16 protein-coding genes and 1 pseudogene are annotated in these 17557 nt (G+C 51.4%); all 17 read right to left on the bottom strand.

Annotated features, from left to right (window positions below; genetic code table 11):
* The 17 genes and pseudogenes from QMG16_RS04655 to QMG16_RS04570 all read right to left on the bottom strand — a co-directional run bounded on the left by QMG16_RS04655 (position 1) and on the right by QMG16_RS04570 (position 17438).
* Positions 1-156 (bottom strand): hypothetical protein, encoded by a 156-nt coding sequence (locus QMG16_RS04655; protein WP_281792527.1) that lies wholly within the window; start codon positions 154-156, stop codon positions 1-3.
* 65 nt (positions 157-221) lie between these two features.
* Positions 222-1522: pseudogene (locus tag QMG16_RS04645) on the bottom strand (efflux RND transporter permease subunit); the annotation flags it as partial.
* Positions 1523-1597: 75 nt separating this feature from the next.
* A complete protein-coding gene (locus QMG16_RS04640; protein ID WP_281792521.1) occupies positions 1598-2632 on the bottom strand; it encodes an efflux RND transporter periplasmic adaptor subunit in 1035 nt (344 codons plus the stop codon).
* A gap of 345 nt (positions 2633-2977) precedes the next feature.
* Positions 2978-3568 (bottom strand): CDP-diacylglycerol--glycerol-3-phosphate 3-phosphatidyltransferase, encoded by a 591-nt coding sequence (pgsA, locus tag QMG16_RS04635; RefSeq protein ID WP_281792519.1) that lies wholly within the window; start codon positions 3566-3568, stop codon positions 2978-2980.
* Positions 3569-3628: 60 nt separating this feature from the next.
* Positions 3629-4285, bottom strand: a complete 657-nt coding sequence (locus QMG16_RS04630; RefSeq protein WP_281792518.1) for a transglycosylase SLT domain-containing protein — start codon at positions 4283-4285, stop codon at positions 3629-3631.
* Positions 4286-4332: 47 nt separating this feature from the next.
* The gene (gene fsa, locus QMG16_RS04625; RefSeq protein WP_281792515.1) at positions 4333-4989 is read right to left on the bottom strand and encodes a fructose-6-phosphate aldolase; all 657 of its coding nucleotides are present in this window, start codon (positions 4987-4989) and stop codon (positions 4333-4335) included.
* Positions 4990-5367: 378 nt separating this feature from the next.
* Positions 5368-5862: a 2-amino-4-hydroxy-6-hydroxymethyldihydropteridine diphosphokinase gene (gene folK / locus QMG16_RS04620; RefSeq protein ID WP_281792513.1), complete on the bottom strand. Its 495-nt coding sequence runs from the start codon at positions 5860-5862 to the stop codon at positions 5368-5370.
* A 106-nt stretch (positions 5863-5968) separates the two neighbouring features.
* A complete protein-coding gene (locus QMG16_RS04615; protein WP_281792512.1) occupies positions 5969-7135 on the bottom strand; it encodes an LL-diaminopimelate aminotransferase in 1167 nt (388 codons plus the stop codon).
* Between the two features lie 98 nt (positions 7136-7233).
* The gene (dapB, locus tag QMG16_RS04610; RefSeq protein ID WP_281792511.1) at positions 7234-8037 is read right to left on the bottom strand and encodes a 4-hydroxy-tetrahydrodipicolinate reductase; all 804 of its coding nucleotides are present in this window, start codon (positions 8035-8037) and stop codon (positions 7234-7236) included.
* A 114-nt stretch (positions 8038-8151) separates the two neighbouring features.
* Positions 8152-9027, bottom strand: a complete 876-nt coding sequence (dapA, locus tag QMG16_RS04605) for a 4-hydroxy-tetrahydrodipicolinate synthase (protein ID WP_281792510.1) — start codon at positions 9025-9027, stop codon at positions 8152-8154.
* 10 nt (positions 9028-9037) lie between these two features.
* On the bottom strand, positions 9038-9907 hold the full coding sequence (gene dapF, locus QMG16_RS04600) for a diaminopimelate epimerase (RefSeq protein ID WP_281792508.1): 870 nt from the start codon (positions 9905-9907) through the stop codon (positions 9038-9040).
* Positions 9908-9988: 81 nt separating this feature from the next.
* The gene (gene lysA / locus QMG16_RS04595) at positions 9989-11248 is read right to left on the bottom strand and encodes a diaminopimelate decarboxylase (protein ID WP_281792506.1); all 1260 of its coding nucleotides are present in this window, start codon (positions 11246-11248) and stop codon (positions 9989-9991) included.
* Positions 11249-11357: 109 nt separating this feature from the next.
* Positions 11358-12449, bottom strand: coding sequence for a fibronectin type III domain-containing protein (locus QMG16_RS04590; RefSeq protein ID WP_281792504.1), 1092 nt, complete (start codon positions 12447-12449; stop codon positions 11358-11360).
* Positions 12450-12471: 22 nt separating this feature from the next.
* A complete protein-coding gene (gene argH, locus QMG16_RS04585; protein ID WP_281792502.1) occupies positions 12472-13872 on the bottom strand; it encodes an argininosuccinate lyase in 1401 nt (466 codons plus the stop codon).
* Positions 13873-13981: 109 nt separating this feature from the next.
* The gene (locus tag QMG16_RS04580; RefSeq protein ID WP_281792500.1) at positions 13982-15196 is read right to left on the bottom strand and encodes an argininosuccinate synthase; all 1215 of its coding nucleotides are present in this window, start codon (positions 15194-15196) and stop codon (positions 13982-13984) included.
* Between the two features lie 134 nt (positions 15197-15330).
* Positions 15331-16251, bottom strand: a complete 921-nt coding sequence (gene argF, locus QMG16_RS04575; RefSeq protein ID WP_281792498.1) for an ornithine carbamoyltransferase — start codon at positions 16249-16251, stop codon at positions 15331-15333.
* A complete protein-coding gene (locus QMG16_RS04570; RefSeq protein WP_281792496.1) occupies positions 16248-17438 on the bottom strand; it encodes an aspartate aminotransferase family protein in 1191 nt (396 codons plus the stop codon). Before QMG16_RS04570 ends, argF begins: the two co-directional genes overlap by 4 nt.
* Positions 17439-17557: the final 119 nt, after the last annotated feature.

Below are 17557 nucleotides of genomic sequence, written 5' to 3'. Positions count from 1 at the left end.
TCATTCCCCCTCCAAGTGTATGGAGGACGCCGCAGTGAGCAGATTTTCGACATGCGTCGGAGGCTTTTTCTTTGATTCGGAGCGCTCGTTCAGCTTATCGAAGAGATAGAAGAAGAGGGGAACGTAGAGCATGGCCAGCGTAGCTTCGCCAATCATGCCGCTCGAGCATTCTCTTTGCGGGCGCGTTCGATGGAAGAATAGCGCTCCTTGAAGTCCTTGAGCGTCACGAAGAAGGTGGCCACATTGGGTTTGTACTGGCCGTCGATCAAGCTGTAGCCGTTGATCGCGGTGCGATTGGCCACCGCCGGGTTCCTTGCGAACAGTGCGTCCACCAGAGAGGAAGTTAGAACTGTGCGCTTGAGGCTGGCTGCGTCGGGCATCACGACCAACCCCATCAAATAGCCCTGGTCTTCGTTGGGCACGAAGCTCGTCGGGGTCGACCGGAACAGGTGCACGAGCGCTCCGACAGGATCGCTTCGAAGAGCGTGTGGATGACCTCCTCAATGGAAAGACGCACGAAATCGGTGGTGTCAAGCGCAATCAGATAGTCGATGCCATCCGGAATTGTGCGCTTCATATCCTGGAGGGTTTTGCGGACAGCCTTGGAAACATCGAGCCCATTGGCACCCGGTTGCTGGTAGATGGCAATGAAAGTAGCGGGCGTTCCGTTCAGCCTGTTGTCATCGATATACAGCCTGCGGCCGACTTCAGCGCGGGCGATATCTCTGAGCCGAACAATGGCGCTGCCGTCCTCGCCGGCACGCAGGATGATGTCCTCGTACTGTGAAGGAGTCACGAAGGGAGCCTGTGTTACGACAGGGAATGTCAACTGCACCTGGTCGTCATTGGGCTGCTGACCGATCTGGCCGGCTCCGAAGAGGGCATTCTGTTTAGCTACGGCGTTCTGGATATCGGTGGTCGTGATCCCCAGGGAAGCCATGAGATCCGGGTTCATCCAGATGCGCATCGCCTGATCCGGTACACCGAAAATCTGGGCCTGACCGGCACCGTTGACCCGCTTGATGGCATCGAGGATGTAGACGTTGGTGTAGTTGGTGACATATTCAGGGCTGTAACGCCCATCCTTGTCGGTTATTGCAATGATCATCAACATGCTGGACGACTTTTTCTGCACCGAGACACCGTACTGCACCACCGCATCGGGAAGCTGCGGTGTGGCGAGGTTCACCCGGTTCTGCACCTGTACCTGGGCCATATCGGGGTCCGTGTCCAGAGTAAAGTAGACCGTTATGGTCATCTGGCCGGTGTTGGAACTCGTCGACGTCATGTAAAGCATGTTGTCGACCCCGTTGATTTGGGCCTCGATGGGCGCTGCCACCGAGTCGCCCACCGTCTTCGAGTCGGCTCCTGGATAGGTGGTCGTCACCTGGATCTGCACGGGCGTGATGGTTGGATACTGAGCGATGGGGAGGGCGTTCATGGCCACCAGGCCGGCAATCACGATGATCAGCGAGATGACGGTTGCAAAAATCGGCCGTTCGATAAAGAATCTGGAGAACATGGGTGGGGTGGATGCCTCCTGTGTCTATTGACCGTTTTTTACTGAATTGTTCACAACAGCGGGTACGCCCGCAGCTCAGCCCTTCTCGGCGAGTGTGTTGACCTTCACTGGAGTGCCGGGTCGAAGGGGAAGAACGCCGTCAACTACCACCCGATCGCCTGTGTGCAGACCCTCGTAAATGAACCAGTCGTTCTCATGCCATTCGCCCACCACCACGGGGCGCAGTTCGGCTTTGTCGTCTTTGTCCACCACCCACACGAAATGACCTTTGGATCCCTGTTGGACCGCGCGCTGAGGAACAAGAATCGCGTTGGGCCGAAGCGCCCCTTTGAGGCGGATACGCACATATTGGTTCGGGCGCAGCAAGCCATCCGGATTTTCAACGGTGGAACGGATGAGGAACGTTCCCGTCCGGGCGTTAAACGAAGGATCGGCGAAAGTGACCTTCCCCATGTGTGGATAGATCGATCCGTCGGCAAGAACGACCTCGGCAATGTACTTTCTGTCCTTGGGCTCGATAAGAAGCCCCTTGGCGACCTGGTCGCGGTATCGTAGGCGATCATTTTCGGAAATGCTGAAATTGACATAGGCTGGCGAGATCACTGTAACAGTAGTCAGTTGGCTGTTGGAGGGATTCAAATAGGTTCCGTCCGCCTGCTCTGCGGAACTGGTGATGCCGGTCACCGGCGAGGTGATAACGGTGTAGGAGAGGTTGAGCTTCGCCTGTTCGACTGTAGCTTTGGCCTGTTCGACAGCGGCGGCGGCGGATTGGAATTGACCTGTCGCGTCGTCCAGATCTTTCTGGGAAAGAGCGTTTGCTGCTGCCAGCGGTTTTACGCGGGCTAAATTTTGACGCGCCACATCGAAAGCCGCTTGCTGCCTGGCAAGAGCTGCCTTGGCCTGTTCCAGCTGCACCTTGAATGGCTTTTGATCCATCAAAAAGAGGATTTGCCCCTCCTTGACAATGGCGCCTTCGGTGTAGACCCGCCTTTCCAGAAAGCCATTGACCCGCGCCTGAATACTCACCTGCCGCGAACTCTGCACCTGAGCGATATATTCATATGTAACGGGAACATCCTTCGGATTCACAGTGATTGCGGCAACATCCACTGGCCGCTGTTCCTGTTGGGAACGAGCGGCCTCACGCTTTTCACAGCCGAAAGCCGACAGGAAAATAACAGGCAACAGGGAGATAAAAAAAAAGATCTGCCAAGAACAGCGCCGGCGAAGGAATGATGCACATTCGAAACAGACCGTGTGTTGCACACCCCCTCCTAATTGTTGGATGGCCGTTTGTTTATTTCTTTACTGGAGGCTCCAGATATCGCTGAGAGGATCGCCGCTCGCGCATGAATGAGATAGAGCAATTGATGCTGCAAAGAGATTTATACTGTAGTATGGGCAAAAACGGAAAGCTGTCCACTGGATTGAAATCGTCTGAAAGCCTATTTCTTCTCAATCCCGCTGTTGTTCCTGTTTCTTCGCTTCATGGTAAAAGCTTACGAAATAACCCATGGCAGACCAGTAGCTGAGAAGGACGGATACCCAGAGGACGAACAAACCCAGTCCATCCAGGAAGGGTTGAAGATCGGGGATAGCGAGTAGCAGCAGACTCAGTGCCACCGTTTGGGAGATCATTTTATTTTTTCCCATACGACTGGCATTCAAAATAAGTCCATGGCCGGCAGCGACGGATCGGAGACCCGTAATGGTAATCTCGCGGCCTATGATCAGAAAGACAAGCCATGGCTGCACTTTGTTCAAAGCTATCAACATGATTAGCACGGCAGACGTGAGGAGCTTGTCCGCCAGGGGATCGATGAGTTTGCCGAAGGAAGTGACCAGGTTGTGTCGTCGGGCCAATATCCCGTCGAGATAGTCCGTAATTGATGCGAGGATGAAAAGCACGAATGCGACGTTCAGACTTTTGACCGATGCAGGTGGAGAGAGAAGAACGATAATAATGGGAATAGTAGCCATCCTGAGGTACGTCAGGACGTTTGGTAATGTGGTGAGACTTTGTCTGGAAAAGTCACTTCGAGTCATCGGAACAATTTTACCTTCGGGGTGAGAAAAATTTCAAAAATTTTTAAGGTCCTTTGAGATCTATTGGCTGTAGCGGGAGTATAGATCCATCACCTTCTGAACGTAGTTTTGAGTTTCATCGAACGGAGGAATGCCTCCATGCTTCTGTACATTTTCAGGGCCTGCATTGTAAGCGGCTAAGGCGAGTGTAACGTCATTATTGAAGCGGTTGAGCAAGAACCGAAGGTAACGCACCCCACCTTCAATATTTTGATATGGGTCCAGCGGATCGTCAACTCCCAAATCTCTGGATGTTTCGGGCATGAGCTGCATCAACCCCATGGCACCCTTAGGAGAAATGGCTTGGGGATCAAAAGCCGATTCCGCTTTTATGACCGCCTTGACCAAGTTATGGTCTACTCCATATCGGTTGCAGGCTACGAAGATGTGACGGTCATAGTTGGAATTCTTCGAAATGCTAGAGGAAGGAAGTAACCGTGATGGTTGCTGTCTCACATAGTTTTGTTGACGACCTTTGGGCAGGTACGTATACAACGGCAAAGAGGGAAGTCTCTTGAAATCCGACTGTGTGGGCATGTTGGTGAAATGAATCACCCCATCCCGGTCCACATACCTGTAGATCTCCGCCCGGACTCCTTTTGGACAGGGGAGACAGACACTTGAAACTATAAATACCGTCAGAAGAATCCTACCAAGTGTGTACGCCAAAAGTCTCACAGTATCTCCTCCTTCTTTGGGGGCTATCTGAAAGGCCGTCAGCAATCTCACTTTTCAACTTTTTGCCAATCCTTCAAAAAGTTGGTTAGCCCGATGTCCGTGAGTGGGTGTTTTGCCAGTTGATCAATCACTTTAAAGGGAATAGTGGCAATGTCGGCACCGAATTTCGCTGCCAGGAGAACATGTAAAGGATTACGAACGCTTGCCACAATGACTTCAGTTTCAAAAAGATAGTTGGAAAAAATATCGATGATCTGCTCAACGATTGCCATCCCGTCATGAGCTATATCGTCGAGCCGCCCCACAAAGGGACTGATGTAAGATGCGCCGGCTTTGGCTGCCATCAATGCCTGCAGGGGCGAAAAGACAAGAGTGACATTCGTGCGGATTCCCTCCTCGGAGAGTTGTTTAACGGCTTTGAGCCCTTCTGTGATCATGGGAATCTTCACGACCACGTGGGGATCAATTGCAGCGAGCTTCTTTCCTTCGGCAATCATTTCATCCGCACTCGTGCTCACCACCTCCGCATTGACAGGGGCCTCGATGATCTCGCAGATGGTTTTTATATGCTTTTCAAAAGCTTCACGGTTCGAGATGCCTTCTTTGGCGATGAGAGACGGGTTGGTGGTAACCCCATCCAGGATTCCCAAACTGTGAGCTTCCTTTATTTCGGCAAGATTTGCAGTATCGATAAAAAATTTCATGCGTTCCTTTTTCCTCTTTGTTAATTCAGAACACCTGCAGCACAAGAAACCGCTCAATCAAAGGTTCAAAGAAAAAGACGAGTGAGGGACAGTGCGCTGATTTTCCTTCTTTTTTCATGATTGATGGGATTTGAGATATTCGTCTCGGCAAGTTTCACTGCAAAAATACAGGGTGCGTCCCTGAACTCTCGCTTTCACCCCATTTTGCTTCAGAAAGTAAGCTCCACATTGGGGATCTTGAATGAGTTCCGCCTCTTTTACCGAGGTAGAATCATGGAAAGTTTGTTCTTTCCGTGTAACAAGGGGTGACCCTTTGGACTTCAAGAAGCGGTAAATCGCATATATCAGTAAACCGTAAATGAGGATACGAAACATTTTTTAATTTACCCGTATTACTTCCTGTTCTTTTACTCCCTCCGAGATCTGAGACAGAAGTTCAGAAGCAGTCTTTCCAAATTTGGGGTGTATCCAGTGTGGCGCAATTTCCGCCAGCGGCACGAGAACAAAACGGCGCTCATGAAGTCGCGGATGAGGGATTTCCAGTTCTGGAAGATCGATCACCAGCTGGCCAAAAAAAAGAATATCGAGGTCAAGCGTTCTTGGGCCCCAATGTTCGAGGCGGACTCGTCCAAACTGTCTTTCGATTTTCTGGCAGAAGCTGAGAAGTTCCAGGGAAGTGAGCCTGGTTCGACACAGAAAAACACCATTGACAAACCAGCCCTGGTCGGTCTTTCCCACAGGTTCCGTGCGATAGAGAGAAGAAACCTGTACGACCTCGATTTCCCTATGCCGGCGGAATTGGTCGATCGCTTCGAGGCAGATTCGTATAGAGTCCCCCTGATTGCTGCCGAAACCGATGAGGACTTCTTCCATTACGACGATTCAATCCCCCCACATTTCGGAAGGCCGACAGGCAAGTTTTTTGTCGACCTCCGATGTCACCCGTGAGAATTTTGATGGTCTCTCACAAACGGATCGATTAAAAAGAGAGCTTCTGGATGCGTTCCACAGCCTCTTGAATGCGCTCTTTCGAGACGGTCAGAGCCATTCGGATATATCCTTCGCCGGGATCGCCGAAACCACTGCCTGGTGTGGTCACTATTCCGGCTTTTCCCAACAACAGAGACGAAAAATCCTTGGAGGAATAGCCCTTTGGAGTCGGGCACCAAACATAGAAGGTGGCCTTGGGGATTTCGGGTTCAAGACCTACTTTCTGGAGTCCATTGATCAGGGTTTCAAGGCGTTCCTGATAAATTTTCTGCATTTCGGTAACACAGCTTTGGTCGCCTTCCAAGGCGGCGATGCCGGCATACTGTATGGCGTTGAAAGCACCCGAGTCAATGTTGCTCTTGACCTGGCCGAGTCCATCGAGGACTTCGGCATTCCCCACAGCAAATCCCAATCGCCATCCCGTCATATTGTAGGTTTTCGACAGGGAATGAAACTCAATTCCTATCTCTTTCGCGCCTGGGACTTCAAGGAAACTCATGGGACGATACCCGCCAAAACCCATTTCCGTGTAGGCCGCATCATGACAGATGATGACGTCATACTGTCTGGCGAAATCGATCACTCTTTCGTAGAAATCTCTCTCTGCGGTGGCGCCCGTCGGGTTGTTGGGATAATTGATGAACATGAGCTTTGCCTTGCGGGCCACTTCAGGGGGAATCGCATCCAGATCGGGGAGGAAACGGTTCTCTTTGACCAAAGGCATGAAGTAGGACTCTCCGCCGGCAAACATCGTTGCAACATGGTATACAGGGTAAGCAGGTGTCGGGACGAGAGCCAGGTCGCCAGGGTTGATGAAAGCCAGCGGAAGGTGCGCGATACCTTCCTTTGATCCGATCAGCGTTATCACCTCTTTCAGAGGATCCAGTTCTACTCCGAAACGCCGCTTGTACCAACCCGCTACACTGACTTTGAAGTCATTCATTCCGGAATAAGACGGATATTGATGATTAGCTGGCTTTTGGGCGGCCTCGTCCAGCTTTTCAATGATATGCCTGGGAGTCGGAAGATCCGGGTCGCCTACACCCAGGTTGATGACATCCACGCCTTTGGCGGTTATTTCCGCTTTCAATCGATCGATTTCTTTAAAAAGGTAGGGAGGGAGTCGTCGTAAACGCTCTGCCTTCTCAAACACCATTTAGTACCTCCAATTGAGTTCACAGCTCCAAGCTATAGACCATAGGGGAAATCGTTGGCTTCCCTTTGTTTCACTTTTAATTGCACAGCCGTTTCTTTTTATGAGATTCCTAAGACCTGTTGCATGTCATAAAGGCCAGGGGGCTGGTTGATTACCCACTGCGCTGCATGTATGGCTCCGCGCGCAAAATTATCACGACTGTGAGCCCGGTGGGTGAGCTCAATGCGTTCCCCCAGCCCGGCAAAGAGGACGGTATGCTCTCCCACAATGTCTCCGCCACGCAAGGTCTGAATTCCAATTTCCTGTTCCGTTCTTTCTCCGATGATACCATGACGGGCGTAAACACCCACTTCATCCAAGTTTCTGTTGAGAGATTGAGCAACAATCTGAGCGAGTTTTACTGCCGTACCGCTGGGAGCATCCTTCTTGAAACGGTGATGTGCCTCAATGATTTCAACATCGAAATCTTTTCCCAGAAGCCGGGCTGCATCCGAGACCAGTTTGAAGAGGATGTTCACTCCCATGCTCATGTTCGGTGTAAGAACGCAAGGAGTCGTGCGAGCGAGCTCTTTCGCCTGTTCCAATTGATCTGCCGAAAAACCTGTGGAGCCGATGACCATGGCCTTCTTTGCAGATACGGCCGACTTCAAGTGTGCCAACGAAACGGCGGCAGTGGTAAAATCAATAACGACATCTGCAAGAGGGAGAACATCTTCAATGCTGCCGGAAACAGTCATGCCGGTAGCGTCGCCTCCAATGATCTGTGCGATATCTTTTCCCCTTTGAGGATGCTGGGGGTGCTCAAAGCCCCCAACGAGTTGGATGCCATCCGTTTCCCGAATGAGTTGCGCAATGCGCGAACCCATTCTGCCCCCTATGCCGGCTACTGCTGCACGGACCATTGTTTCCTCCTGAACAAGATTCTAGACATTGATGCTCCAAAGAATTGGGCAAAAACCGTCATGGCACGAAGGGATGAACGGCTGCCACGTTCCGTATCCCTTCTCTTACCCGCATCAGATAAGACCGTAGGCCAGGAGATCCTTTTTCAGCCGCTCACGGTTGCTCTCCTGCATGGGAACCAACGGCAACCGAACCTCTTCGCTGTCAATCTTTTTCATCATGGCCAACGCCGCTTTGACGGGAGCCGGGTTGGTTTCATAGAAAAGACCGTGGCACAGCGGCAGGAGCCGATAGTAGAGCTCGCGGGCTTCGTTAATCTTTCCATCAAAGAAAAGGTTGCACAAATCGGCCATATCGCGTGGAACAATGTTGGAAGAAACAGATATGACGCCTTTGCCGCCAACACACAAGAGAGGAAAAGTGAGGTAATCCTCTCCGGAAAGGACTACCAGACCGTCACCACAGAGAGCGATGATGTCCGTGATCTGCTTCATGGTACCCGATGCCTCTTTGACCGCCACGATATTGTCGATTTTAGAAAGGCGCGCCAGGGTCTCGGGAGCCATATTGACCGCTGTTCTACCTGGGATGTTATAGAGAACAATGGGGATATCCACAGAGGATGCGACCTTTTCAAAATGTCGGAAAAGGCCTTCCTGCGTGGGCTTGTTGTAATAAGGGCAGATCATGAGTGCGCCATCGGCTCCTGCTTTTTTTGCATGCTTTGTCAGCCGGATGGCCTCTTCCGTATTGTTGGAGCCCGTACCCGCAATAACGGGAACGCGTTTGTTGACTTGCTCCACAGTTATTTCAATCACCCGTTCATGTTCCTGGAAGGATAAGGTTGCCGATTCACCGGTTGTTCCACAAGGGACGATACCATGGGTACCGTTGGCGATTTGGAATTCGATCAATTCCCGAAGCGCCGTTTCATCCACCAGGCCGTTTTTGAATGGCGTCACAATCGCCACCATAGCGCCTTGAAACATGTCTTTCTCCCTACTGTATTAAAGTTTCATCCCAAAGTTCTGCTTCATAAACCACCTTGGCATCGCCTTCCAGGTAAACCTCCCTGAAGTCAACCGGGTCGTGGTTTGAGGATTTTTCAAAATAAATCGTCAGGGTCTCGCCACTTCGAGTCTTGACGTCCACGGGAGAGGCCGCCAATCCTTTTGCTGAAGCGACCAGCGCCACCGCAATGGAGCCGGTTCCGCAAGCGAGCGTTTCGTCCTCCACCCCGCGTTCATAAGTGCGCACTGAAATACTGTGCGGGGCATGCACACGAGCGAAATTCACATTGGTACCTGCCGGCTGAAAGTGAGAATGGTAGCGCAATGTTCGCCCCAAGTTGAATACGTCAGCTGAATCCAAGGCTGCATCGTCTTCCACAAAATGCACGACATGTGGGACGCCCGTGTTGATGAATTGCAGGCAGAAGGGCTTTGTACCACCAGCCTCCAGGAAGAAATCGAGCTTCAGGCTGTGAGGTGGAGTCATGCGGATCTTGACCCGCTCGTTCTTGATTTCCGCTTCTATGATTCCCGCGATCGTTCGGAATGCCATGCTCGGCTTGGAAGCGATTCCTTTGAGATATGCGAAGCGTGCAGCACAACGGGCACCGTTGCCGCACATTTCGGCTTCCCCTCCGTCCGCATTGAAAAAGCGCCACTTGAAGTCCACTTCCGGATCATTTTCTATGAGAATCAGGCCATCAGCTCCAACGGAAAGCTTTCTGCGACATACAGAACTTACTAGACCGCGGCAGTTGTCAGCGTCGATCAACTGGTCCCGGTTGTCAATAATGATGAAATCATTGCCGCTGCCAGTCATCTTTGTAAAGTGGATACGTCGCTCGAATTGTATTTCCATCAACGCAGAGCTCCAGTCGAATTGCTCGATTCATTCCGTGAAAATGTTAAAAAATATATACCCGAACGCCTAAATAAAATGTCAGTCTTGGGAAAATTCAGCCACTTCTTCCAGACGAACCATATCCTCCCAGGTCTCACGCTGACGGATGATGTAATAGCGATCTCCCTTCACCAGGACCTCCGCAGCGCGCGGACGGGAGTTATAGTTGGATGACATGGTGAACCCGTAAGCTCCAGCACTCATCACAGCGAGGTGATCTCCCGATGCCACGACGGGCAAGGTGCGGTCACGAGCCAAAAAATCCCCCGATTCGCAAATGGGCCCCACTACATCCACAATTTGCGTCTCGGTGCTTTTTCTTTGGAGGGGTTGAATCTGGTGATACGATCCGTAGAGGCTGGGGCGGATCAAATCGTTCATTCCCGCATCCACAATGACGAAATTTTTGCTCTCGGTTTTCTTAGTGTAGAGGACTCGCGTGAGCAAAATTCCAGCGTTGCCAACGATAACGCGGCCCGGTTCGAAAATCAAGGTACAAGAAAGCCCCTTGAGTTCCTGCAAAATGGCCTGAGCGTAGTCTGTGGGATGGGGAGGTGCTTCCTGATCATAGGGGATTCCGAGTCCGCCTCCCAGGTCGAGATAACGGATCGAAACGCCCATCGCGTCAAGGCGGTCTAGGAGTAAGCGCAACCGTTTCAATGCGTCCACAAAGGGTGAAATCTCGGTCAGTTGACTCCCGATGTGACAATCTACCCCCAGGATCTCGATGTTATCGAGATTTTTGGCCTGCTCATATGCTTGAAGAGCACTCTCAACATCTATGCCAAACTTGCTTTTCTTCATTCCGGTGGAAATGTAAGGGTGAGTCTTGGGATCGACATCCGGGTTGACTCGAAGGGCAATGCGTGCCCTACACCCTAAAATCCCAGCCCGGGAATTGATGGCATCCAGTTCCTCGGTGGATTCGATGTTGAACATCAAGATGCCCTCTTTAAGAGCAAAGTCGATTTCTTCAACGGTTTTTCCAACACCGGAATACACAATACGTTCGGGAGGGATCCCGGCTTTTCGAGCTCGAAAGAGTTCCCCTCCGGAAACGATGTCTACCCCTCCGCCCATGGATCCGAAGAGCCTGAGGATGCTTAGGTTGGAATTTGCCTTTACGGAATAACATGTCAGATGGGAAACATTAGCGAACGCGCCATCGAATACATTGAAATGATGTTGTAGGGTAGAATGGCTGTATACATAGCATGGAGTTCCCACTTCGGCGGCAAGCTTCTTGAGAGGAATGTTTTCACAGTACAACTCTTCGTTTTTATAAAAAAAATGGTGCATGACAGTCTACTTTCTTTCGGTTCGGCTGAGCATTGGTTCGATAGGAAAACAACCACGCCCTGCAGGGATGAATCCCCTTTGTTCCCAGACCTATAACGGCTATTCCTGCTTATTGCTGGAAGATAAGATTTCTAATTTCCGCCCACTTGGACAAAAGCCCTTCACGCTGTTCGGGCGGAGCGCTGACGGAGGATACCGCGTAAAAATAGACAGCGTTGGGTTTCACCGAGCGATCCACGTATGGAGGATTCTTGACGGGAGTTTCCGTCAAACGGATGATTTCTTTGCCTTCTTTTCTGTAAACATAATAACCGCCGACTTTCCCATCACTCGGTGTCCATTGAACTTCCAGCGCTCCCTTGGCGGGAATCACCCAAACGGTACCGGGCGGTGGCGGCGGAAGAGCTTCAGGTGCCAGAACATTCTGGATGACAGCCGGCTCCCCAAGAACTCTTGTTTCCTCGAAAACTACGAAGGGTGTGACGCGGTAGTCATAACTTTGATTCGAGGCTACAGCCGAATCCAAGAAATTTTGCGCTTTGATGGGGACCTGAGAAATCACTTCCCAGCTCCCATTGGGTGCATGCCGCTCGATTGTGTATTGCAGGTCGCCAGAGAGTTTTTTGCCCTTTTGATCTTTATTGGATGCTTTCCATCCAAGAAGAATTCCCTGAGGATCCCGTGATGCTCCAAGTTTTTTGATGCCCTCCGGAGGCGTGATGACTTTGGCTGTCAGTATATTGGAAAATGTTACTGGACGTCCTTTCTCATTCTGAACAATCACTTGATAACGATAGGCATGGTGGGGGGATACAGCCGTATCCACCCATACTATCCTGTTTGAGTCTATGGATGCGGATTGGGGAAAGGCAGGATCGATGCGTTGGATCTCCTGCTGGTTGGAAGGGGGACAGTCCACACAACTGCGATTTTCCCACGCGAGTTCGGATCTCAAAATGGCGAAGCGATAGCCGGAGCCTTGCGGATTCGATTTTATCTGATCCGGGAGAGACCAACTGAGTTCGACCCCTTTGGGTTGAACCTGTACCCGGAGATCTTGAATTTGGGGTGGAAGTTCCTGTGTGACCGGTTTTGGAAATGATTTTTTCCCACAACCCGAAAGCAGGGTTCCCAGCAAAAGGAACGGCAGCAGGCCTGTAAAATATGGAGAGCGGGCAATGAAGCAAATCCGTATATTCATGCGTCTCATATCCAGAATGAAATCAAGATTTCAATGTTCTTTCTTTGGTTTCAATTTCCGCACGGGCCCGGGTTATGGCCTCTCGGACCCGAGAGGATGCGGTTCCGCCAAGAGATGTTCTACGGTCCACAACGGCGGCCATTTCGAGAAACGGGTATACGTCTGAATCAAAGACCTTATGGAAACCTTTCAATTCTTCCAGGCTGCATTCTTCGAGTTCTTTTCCATCATGAATGCAGTGTTGAACGATTTGCCCCACAATGTGGTGCGCCTTGCGGAAAGGGATACCTTTGCGGACCAGATAATCGGCCAGGTCTGTCGCAAGTGTAAAACCCTCTTTGGCCATTTTTGCCATACGTTCTGCATTGAAACGAATTTCCGGGAGGAGTTTTGCAAGGAGGCGCAGAGTGCTCATGACCGTGTCCACGGTGTCGAACACGGGTTCCTTGTCTTCCTGAAGGTCCCGGTTGTAGGCGAGGGGCAGCGCCTTGGTGAGGGTCAATAAGGCCATGAGGTTGCCGTAAACTCGAGCGGTTTTTCCGCGCATCAGTTCGGGAACATCGGGATTCTTCTTCTGCGGCATGATACTGGAGCCGGTACAGAAAGCGTCGCTGATCTCGATGAAGGCAAATTCCGTGGTGGACCACAAAATGAGCTCTTCCGCAAGACGACTGATGTGCATCATGAGAATGGCTGCCGCTGCATTGAATTCGATGAGATAGTCCCGGTCGCTGACCGCATCCATGCTGTTGGAAACCACACGCGGAAACTTGAGGTATCTGGCCGTCCATTCCATGTCTATGGGAAAAGTTGTTCCAGCCAGGGCCGCACTGCCCAGGGGAAGCACATTGGTCCGTTTGTAGCAGTCCTGCAGCCTTTCATCATCTCGATGGAACATTTCGTAATATGCCATCATATGATGAGAGAGCAAAACGGGCTGCGCGTGCTGCATGTGAGTATATCCCGGCATGGTGACACCGAGGTTTTGTTCGGCGACATCGACAAAGGACTTTTGCACATCCAGCAGCAAACTCCGGCACTGAAGAATCACGTCCCGCATGTAAAGACGCATGTCCAGACAAATCTGGTCGTTCCTGCTTCTCGCTGTATGCAGTTTGCCGCCGACATCTCCGATTTTCTGAGTCAATTTCTGCTCGATCGCCATGTGGATATCTTCCTGAGACGACGAAAGATCGAGCTGACCCCGTTCTATTTCTCGAAGAATCTGCCCTAGGGCTTCCACAATGAGGGATGCATCCTCATGGGGGATGATGTTGCACTCCCCAAGCATTCTGCAATGGGCGATGCTTCCTTCGATGTCGTATCGATACAGTCTGCTGTCGAAGTGTATGGAAGCCGTATATTCTTCCACCTGCTTGTCTGTGGGTTGTTCGAAACGGCCCTGCCAGAGCTTTTCAGCCATATAGGATTCTCCCTGTCACAATAGTGCCGGTGGGGTTGAAGATCCACACAGGTGAAGACAAAGGCGTGAACCTTCGGAAGCAAATTTCATGTAAGTTCTTTTAAATTCCTTATTGAGCACTATTCATCTGTTTTCTTACGAGAGACTCGATGCGGAGCCGCAGACCATTCAGTCGGATAAACCCCGTGGCGTCGTTTTGTTGATATACGTCATCCTCTTCGAAAGTTGCAAAACTCGGCTGATAAAGGGAGTAGTCCGACTTGCGCCCGGTTACCCGGCAGGTGCCCTTGTACAGTCTTACTCTCGCCGTGCCGGAGACGTTTTCCTGGGTCAGGTCGATGGTGTTCTGAAGAACCCGCATTTCGGGCGAATACCAGAACCCATTGTAAATGAGCCGCGAATATTGAGGAATGAGAGAATCCCGAATGTACATGACTTCGCGGTCCATGGTGATGGATTCAACGGCCTGATGAGCCGTGCGCATGATGGTGCCGCCGGGCGTCTCGTAAACTCCTCGCGACTTCATCCCCACAAACCGACTTTCCACGAGATCGACCCTGCCTATTCCGTGTTTTCCACCCAGAGTGTTCAACCGTGCCAGGAGGTCGGCCGGACTCAAACGTTCCCCGTCAATGGCCACCGGATTTCCCCTTTCGAACTCGATTTCAATGACCTCCGGAGTGTCAGGGGCATCTTCGGGACTCGTCGTAAGGGTGAACATCTTTGGGTCGGGCTCCAGCCAGGGATCTTCCAGAATTCCTCCTTCATAGCTGATGTGCAGAAGATTCCGGTCCGAACTGTAAGGCTTTTCCTGAGTAACGGGCACGGGAATTCCGCGCTTTTTTGCAAATGCAATGAGGGCGTTGCGGGACCTTAAATCCCACTCGCGCCATGGGGCGATCACCTTGATGCCCGGGTTCAATGCCATGTAGGCCAGTTCAAAACGGACCTGGTCGTTGCCCTTACCTGTTGCCCCGTGACTCACGGCATCGGCGCCTTCCTCTTCTGCGATTTGAATTTGCTTTTTGGCAATGAGCGGTCGGGCAATAGACGTTCCCAGCAAATACTGACCTTCATAAATGGCATTGGCCCGAAAAGCGGGAAAGACGAAGTCTCGGACGAATTCTTCGCGCAAGTCCTCGATGCGGGCTTTGACCGCCCCTGTAGCAATGGCCTTGGCTTCAAGTCCCGACAGTTCTTCGGCTTGTCCGAGGTCTGCAGCAAAAGCGATCACTTCACAATCATAAGTTTCGATCAGCCACTTCAGAATGATTGAGGTGTCCAAACCACCGGAATATGCCAAAACAACCTTTTGAACCTTCATAATCCCAGATCTCTCCTTTGATACCCACCATCCGCCGCCAGAGGCGATTTACAGCTCGATTGATCTTGCGATGCTGTCGAATGGCGCGATGCCGGCGCGAAATGCAATCCTTTTTGATTCCGAACGATATGCAGCTATTTATTCCCCGATACCAACCAATCCAGTAAAGCCATTTGCAGATGGAGGCGATTTTCCGCCTGATCAAAAACGACGGACTGTGGACCTTCCATCACCTCATCCGTAATTTCTTCGCCCCGGTGAGCGGGCAGACAGTGCAAGACCAAAGCATGAGATGGAGCCGCTGCCAGAAGGCTTTCATTGATCTGGAAGGGGCGGAACACTTCTTTGCGAGTCTCCGCTTCGCCTTCCTGCCCCATGCTGGCCCAGACATCCGTGTAGAGCACATCGGCCGTTGCCACCGCCTTTCGGGGATCATCCACCAGATGAATTTTCCCTTTGCCTTCTCGACGTCCCCATTCCAAAATTTTGCTGTCCGGTTCATAACCCTTGGGACAGGCCAGGTAGAGAGTAAAACCAAGCAACGCAGCCGCGTTGATCCACGAATGGGCGACATTGTTTCCGTCTCCCACCCATGCAACGCATAAGTTGTTAAGGTTCCCACGTTTTTCCTTGATGGTCAGGAGATCGCTCAATATCTGGCAGGGATGGAAAAGATCCGTGAGGGCATTGATGACGGGAATAGAAGAAAAACGGGCCAGTTCTTCCACGTCCGAATGAGCGTAGGTGCGTATTGCAAGAGCATCGACATAGCGCGACATCACTCGAGCGGTATCCGCCAGGGGTTCCTGACGGGAAATCTGACTGTCCTTGGCCGTCATGAAAATGCATTGTCCCCCCAAACGGTACATGGCAGCCTCGAAAGAGACGCGAGTACGCGTGGAAGGCTTGACAAAAATAAGCCCGAGAATTTTTCCTGTCAGAGTTGGCTGAAAGGTCCCTTGAGCCCATTTTGCTTTCAGTTCTGCAGCACGGGAAATCAGATAGAGGATCTCTTCGGGAGAAAGATCCCGGATAGTTAGCAAGTCACGCTTCATTCAGTCTCCTCTTTGAGAACTTCATCCAGCACCTGGATGAGACGATCAATTTCCGAATGCGTTACGATCAATGGCGGAACAAATCGAAGCACCGTGTCATGTGTACAGTTGATGATGAATCCCTTATTCAGGAGCTTCTCCACGACCTTTTGACCCGGCATGGTCAGTTCCAATCCAACCATGAGTCCTCTGGCGCGAACTGCGCGAATGAGGGAGTGTCGTTTTTGCAGCTCTTCCAGGCGATCTGCAAAGTATTTTCCCGTTTGCCTTACGTGTTCGAGAAAGGCTGGACGGGCAATCAACTGCAGCGCTTTCAATGCCACGGATGTTACCAGCGGGGTACCGCCGAAAGTGGTCGCATGGCTGCCGGGCACAAAAGCTGCGGCCACCTCATTGGTGGTCAGCATCGCTCCAATGGGAAGCCCGTTTCCCAACGCTTTGGCCAGGGTCATAATATCCGGTGTCACGTCTTCCTGCTCATAGGCAAACAGGGTGCCGGTTCTACCCATTCCCACCTGTACTTCATCGAACAGGAGCAAGAGATCGTGACGGCGGCAAAGGGTTTTGAGTTCTTTCAAATACCCGTGATCGGGTATGTTGACGCCTCCCTCGCCCTGTATGGGTTCCACCATGACGGCACACGTCTGTTTCGTTATGGCGGCTTCCACAGCGGAAATGGAATTGAAATCCACAAACGAAAAACCTTCTACAAGGGGTTCAAACCCCTTGTGCACTTTTTCCTGTCCCGTTGCGGAAAGCGTGGCCAAGGTCCTGCCATGAAAGGAATTCTTCATGGTAATGATATGGAAACGGCCCAATCCGTATTTGTCTTTGCTGTACTTTCGGGCAAGTTTTATGGCCGCTTCGTTGGCTTCGGCTCCACTGTTGGAAAAAAACACCTTATCCGCAAAAGAAAGGCGTGTCAATTCCGCCGCCAGGTGCACCTGCGGAGTCGTGTAAAAAAGATTGGAAACATGAATCAAGGTCCTGGCCTGTTCACACAGTACATCCGCCAGTTCGGAGTGGGCGTGACCAAGATTGCACACGGCGATTCCCGCCAGGAAATCCAGATATTCCTTGCCCTGATCGTCCCACAGTTTACATCCCTCTCCGCGAACGAAAACCACGGGGAGCCTCGCATATGTGCCACAAATGTGCTCCTGACAGGCCAACTGCACATTTTCCATTCGAACGCTCCTTGTCAGCTTTCAGGCAAATCATCTCGATCGTCGAGATTGCCTTCTTTTTTCTAAAATACCTTGCATATCCCGGCAGAAGTCCGCCGCCCCTTGTGAAAAACCGTTTC

This window comes from Desulforhabdus amnigena (assembly GCF_027925305.1).
GTDB classification, from domain to species: Bacteria; Desulfobacterota; Syntrophobacteria; order Syntrophobacterales; family Syntrophobacteraceae; genus Desulforhabdus; species Desulforhabdus amnigena.
The sequence above is the reverse complement of the archived record's forward strand: the minus strand, read 5'-3'. Positions and strand labels throughout refer to the sequence as shown.

Bases quoted from the DNA above. Each gene is read 5' to 3' on its own strand.
- QMG16_RS04655 (WP_281792527.1), bottom strand. From the start codon at position 156: ATGATTGGCGAAGCTACGCTGGCCATGCTCTACGTTCCCCTCTTCTTC.
- pgsA (WP_281792519.1), bottom strand. From the start codon at position 3,568: ATGACTCGAAGTGACTTTTCCAGACAAAGTCTCACCACATTACCAAAC.
- fsa (WP_281792515.1), bottom strand. From the start codon at position 4,989: ATGAAATTTTTTATCGATACTGCAAATCTTGCCGAAATAAAGGAAGCT.
- folK (WP_281792513.1), bottom strand. From the start codon at position 5,862: ATGGAAGAAGTCCTCATCGGTTTCGGCAGCAATCAGGGGGACTCTATA.
- QMG16_RS04615 (WP_281792512.1), bottom strand. From the start codon at position 7,135: ATGGTGTTTGAGAAGGCAGAGCGTTTACGACGACTCCCTCCCTACCTT.
- dapB (WP_281792511.1), bottom strand. From the start codon at position 8,037: ATGGTCCGTGCAGCAGTAGCCGGCATAGGGGGCAGAATGGGTTCGCGC.
- dapA (WP_281792510.1), bottom strand. From the start codon at position 9,027: ATGTTTCAAGGCGCTATGGTGGCGATTGTGACGCCATTCAAAAACGGC.
- dapF (WP_281792508.1), bottom strand. From the start codon at position 9,907: ATGGAAATACAATTCGAGCGACGTATCCACTTTACAAAGATGACTGGC.
- lysA (WP_281792506.1), bottom strand. From the start codon at position 11,248: ATGCACCATTTTTTTTATAAAAACGAAGAGTTGTACTGTGAAAACATT.
- QMG16_RS04590 (WP_281792504.1), bottom strand. From the start codon at position 12,449: ATGAATATACGGATTTGCTTCATTGCCCGCTCTCCATATTTTACAGGC.
- argH (WP_281792502.1), bottom strand. From the start codon at position 13,872: ATGGCTGAAAAGCTCTGGCAGGGCCGTTTCGAACAACCCACAGACAAG.
- QMG16_RS04580 (WP_281792500.1), bottom strand. From the start codon at position 15,196: ATGAAGGTTCAAAAGGTTGTTTTGGCATATTCCGGTGGTTTGGACACC.
- argF (WP_281792498.1), bottom strand. From the start codon at position 16,251: ATGAAGCGTGACTTGCTAACTATCCGGGATCTTTCTCCCGAAGAGATC.
- QMG16_RS04570 (WP_281792496.1), bottom strand. From the start codon at position 17,438: ATGGAAAATGTGCAGTTGGCCTGTCAGGAGCACATTTGTGGCACATAT.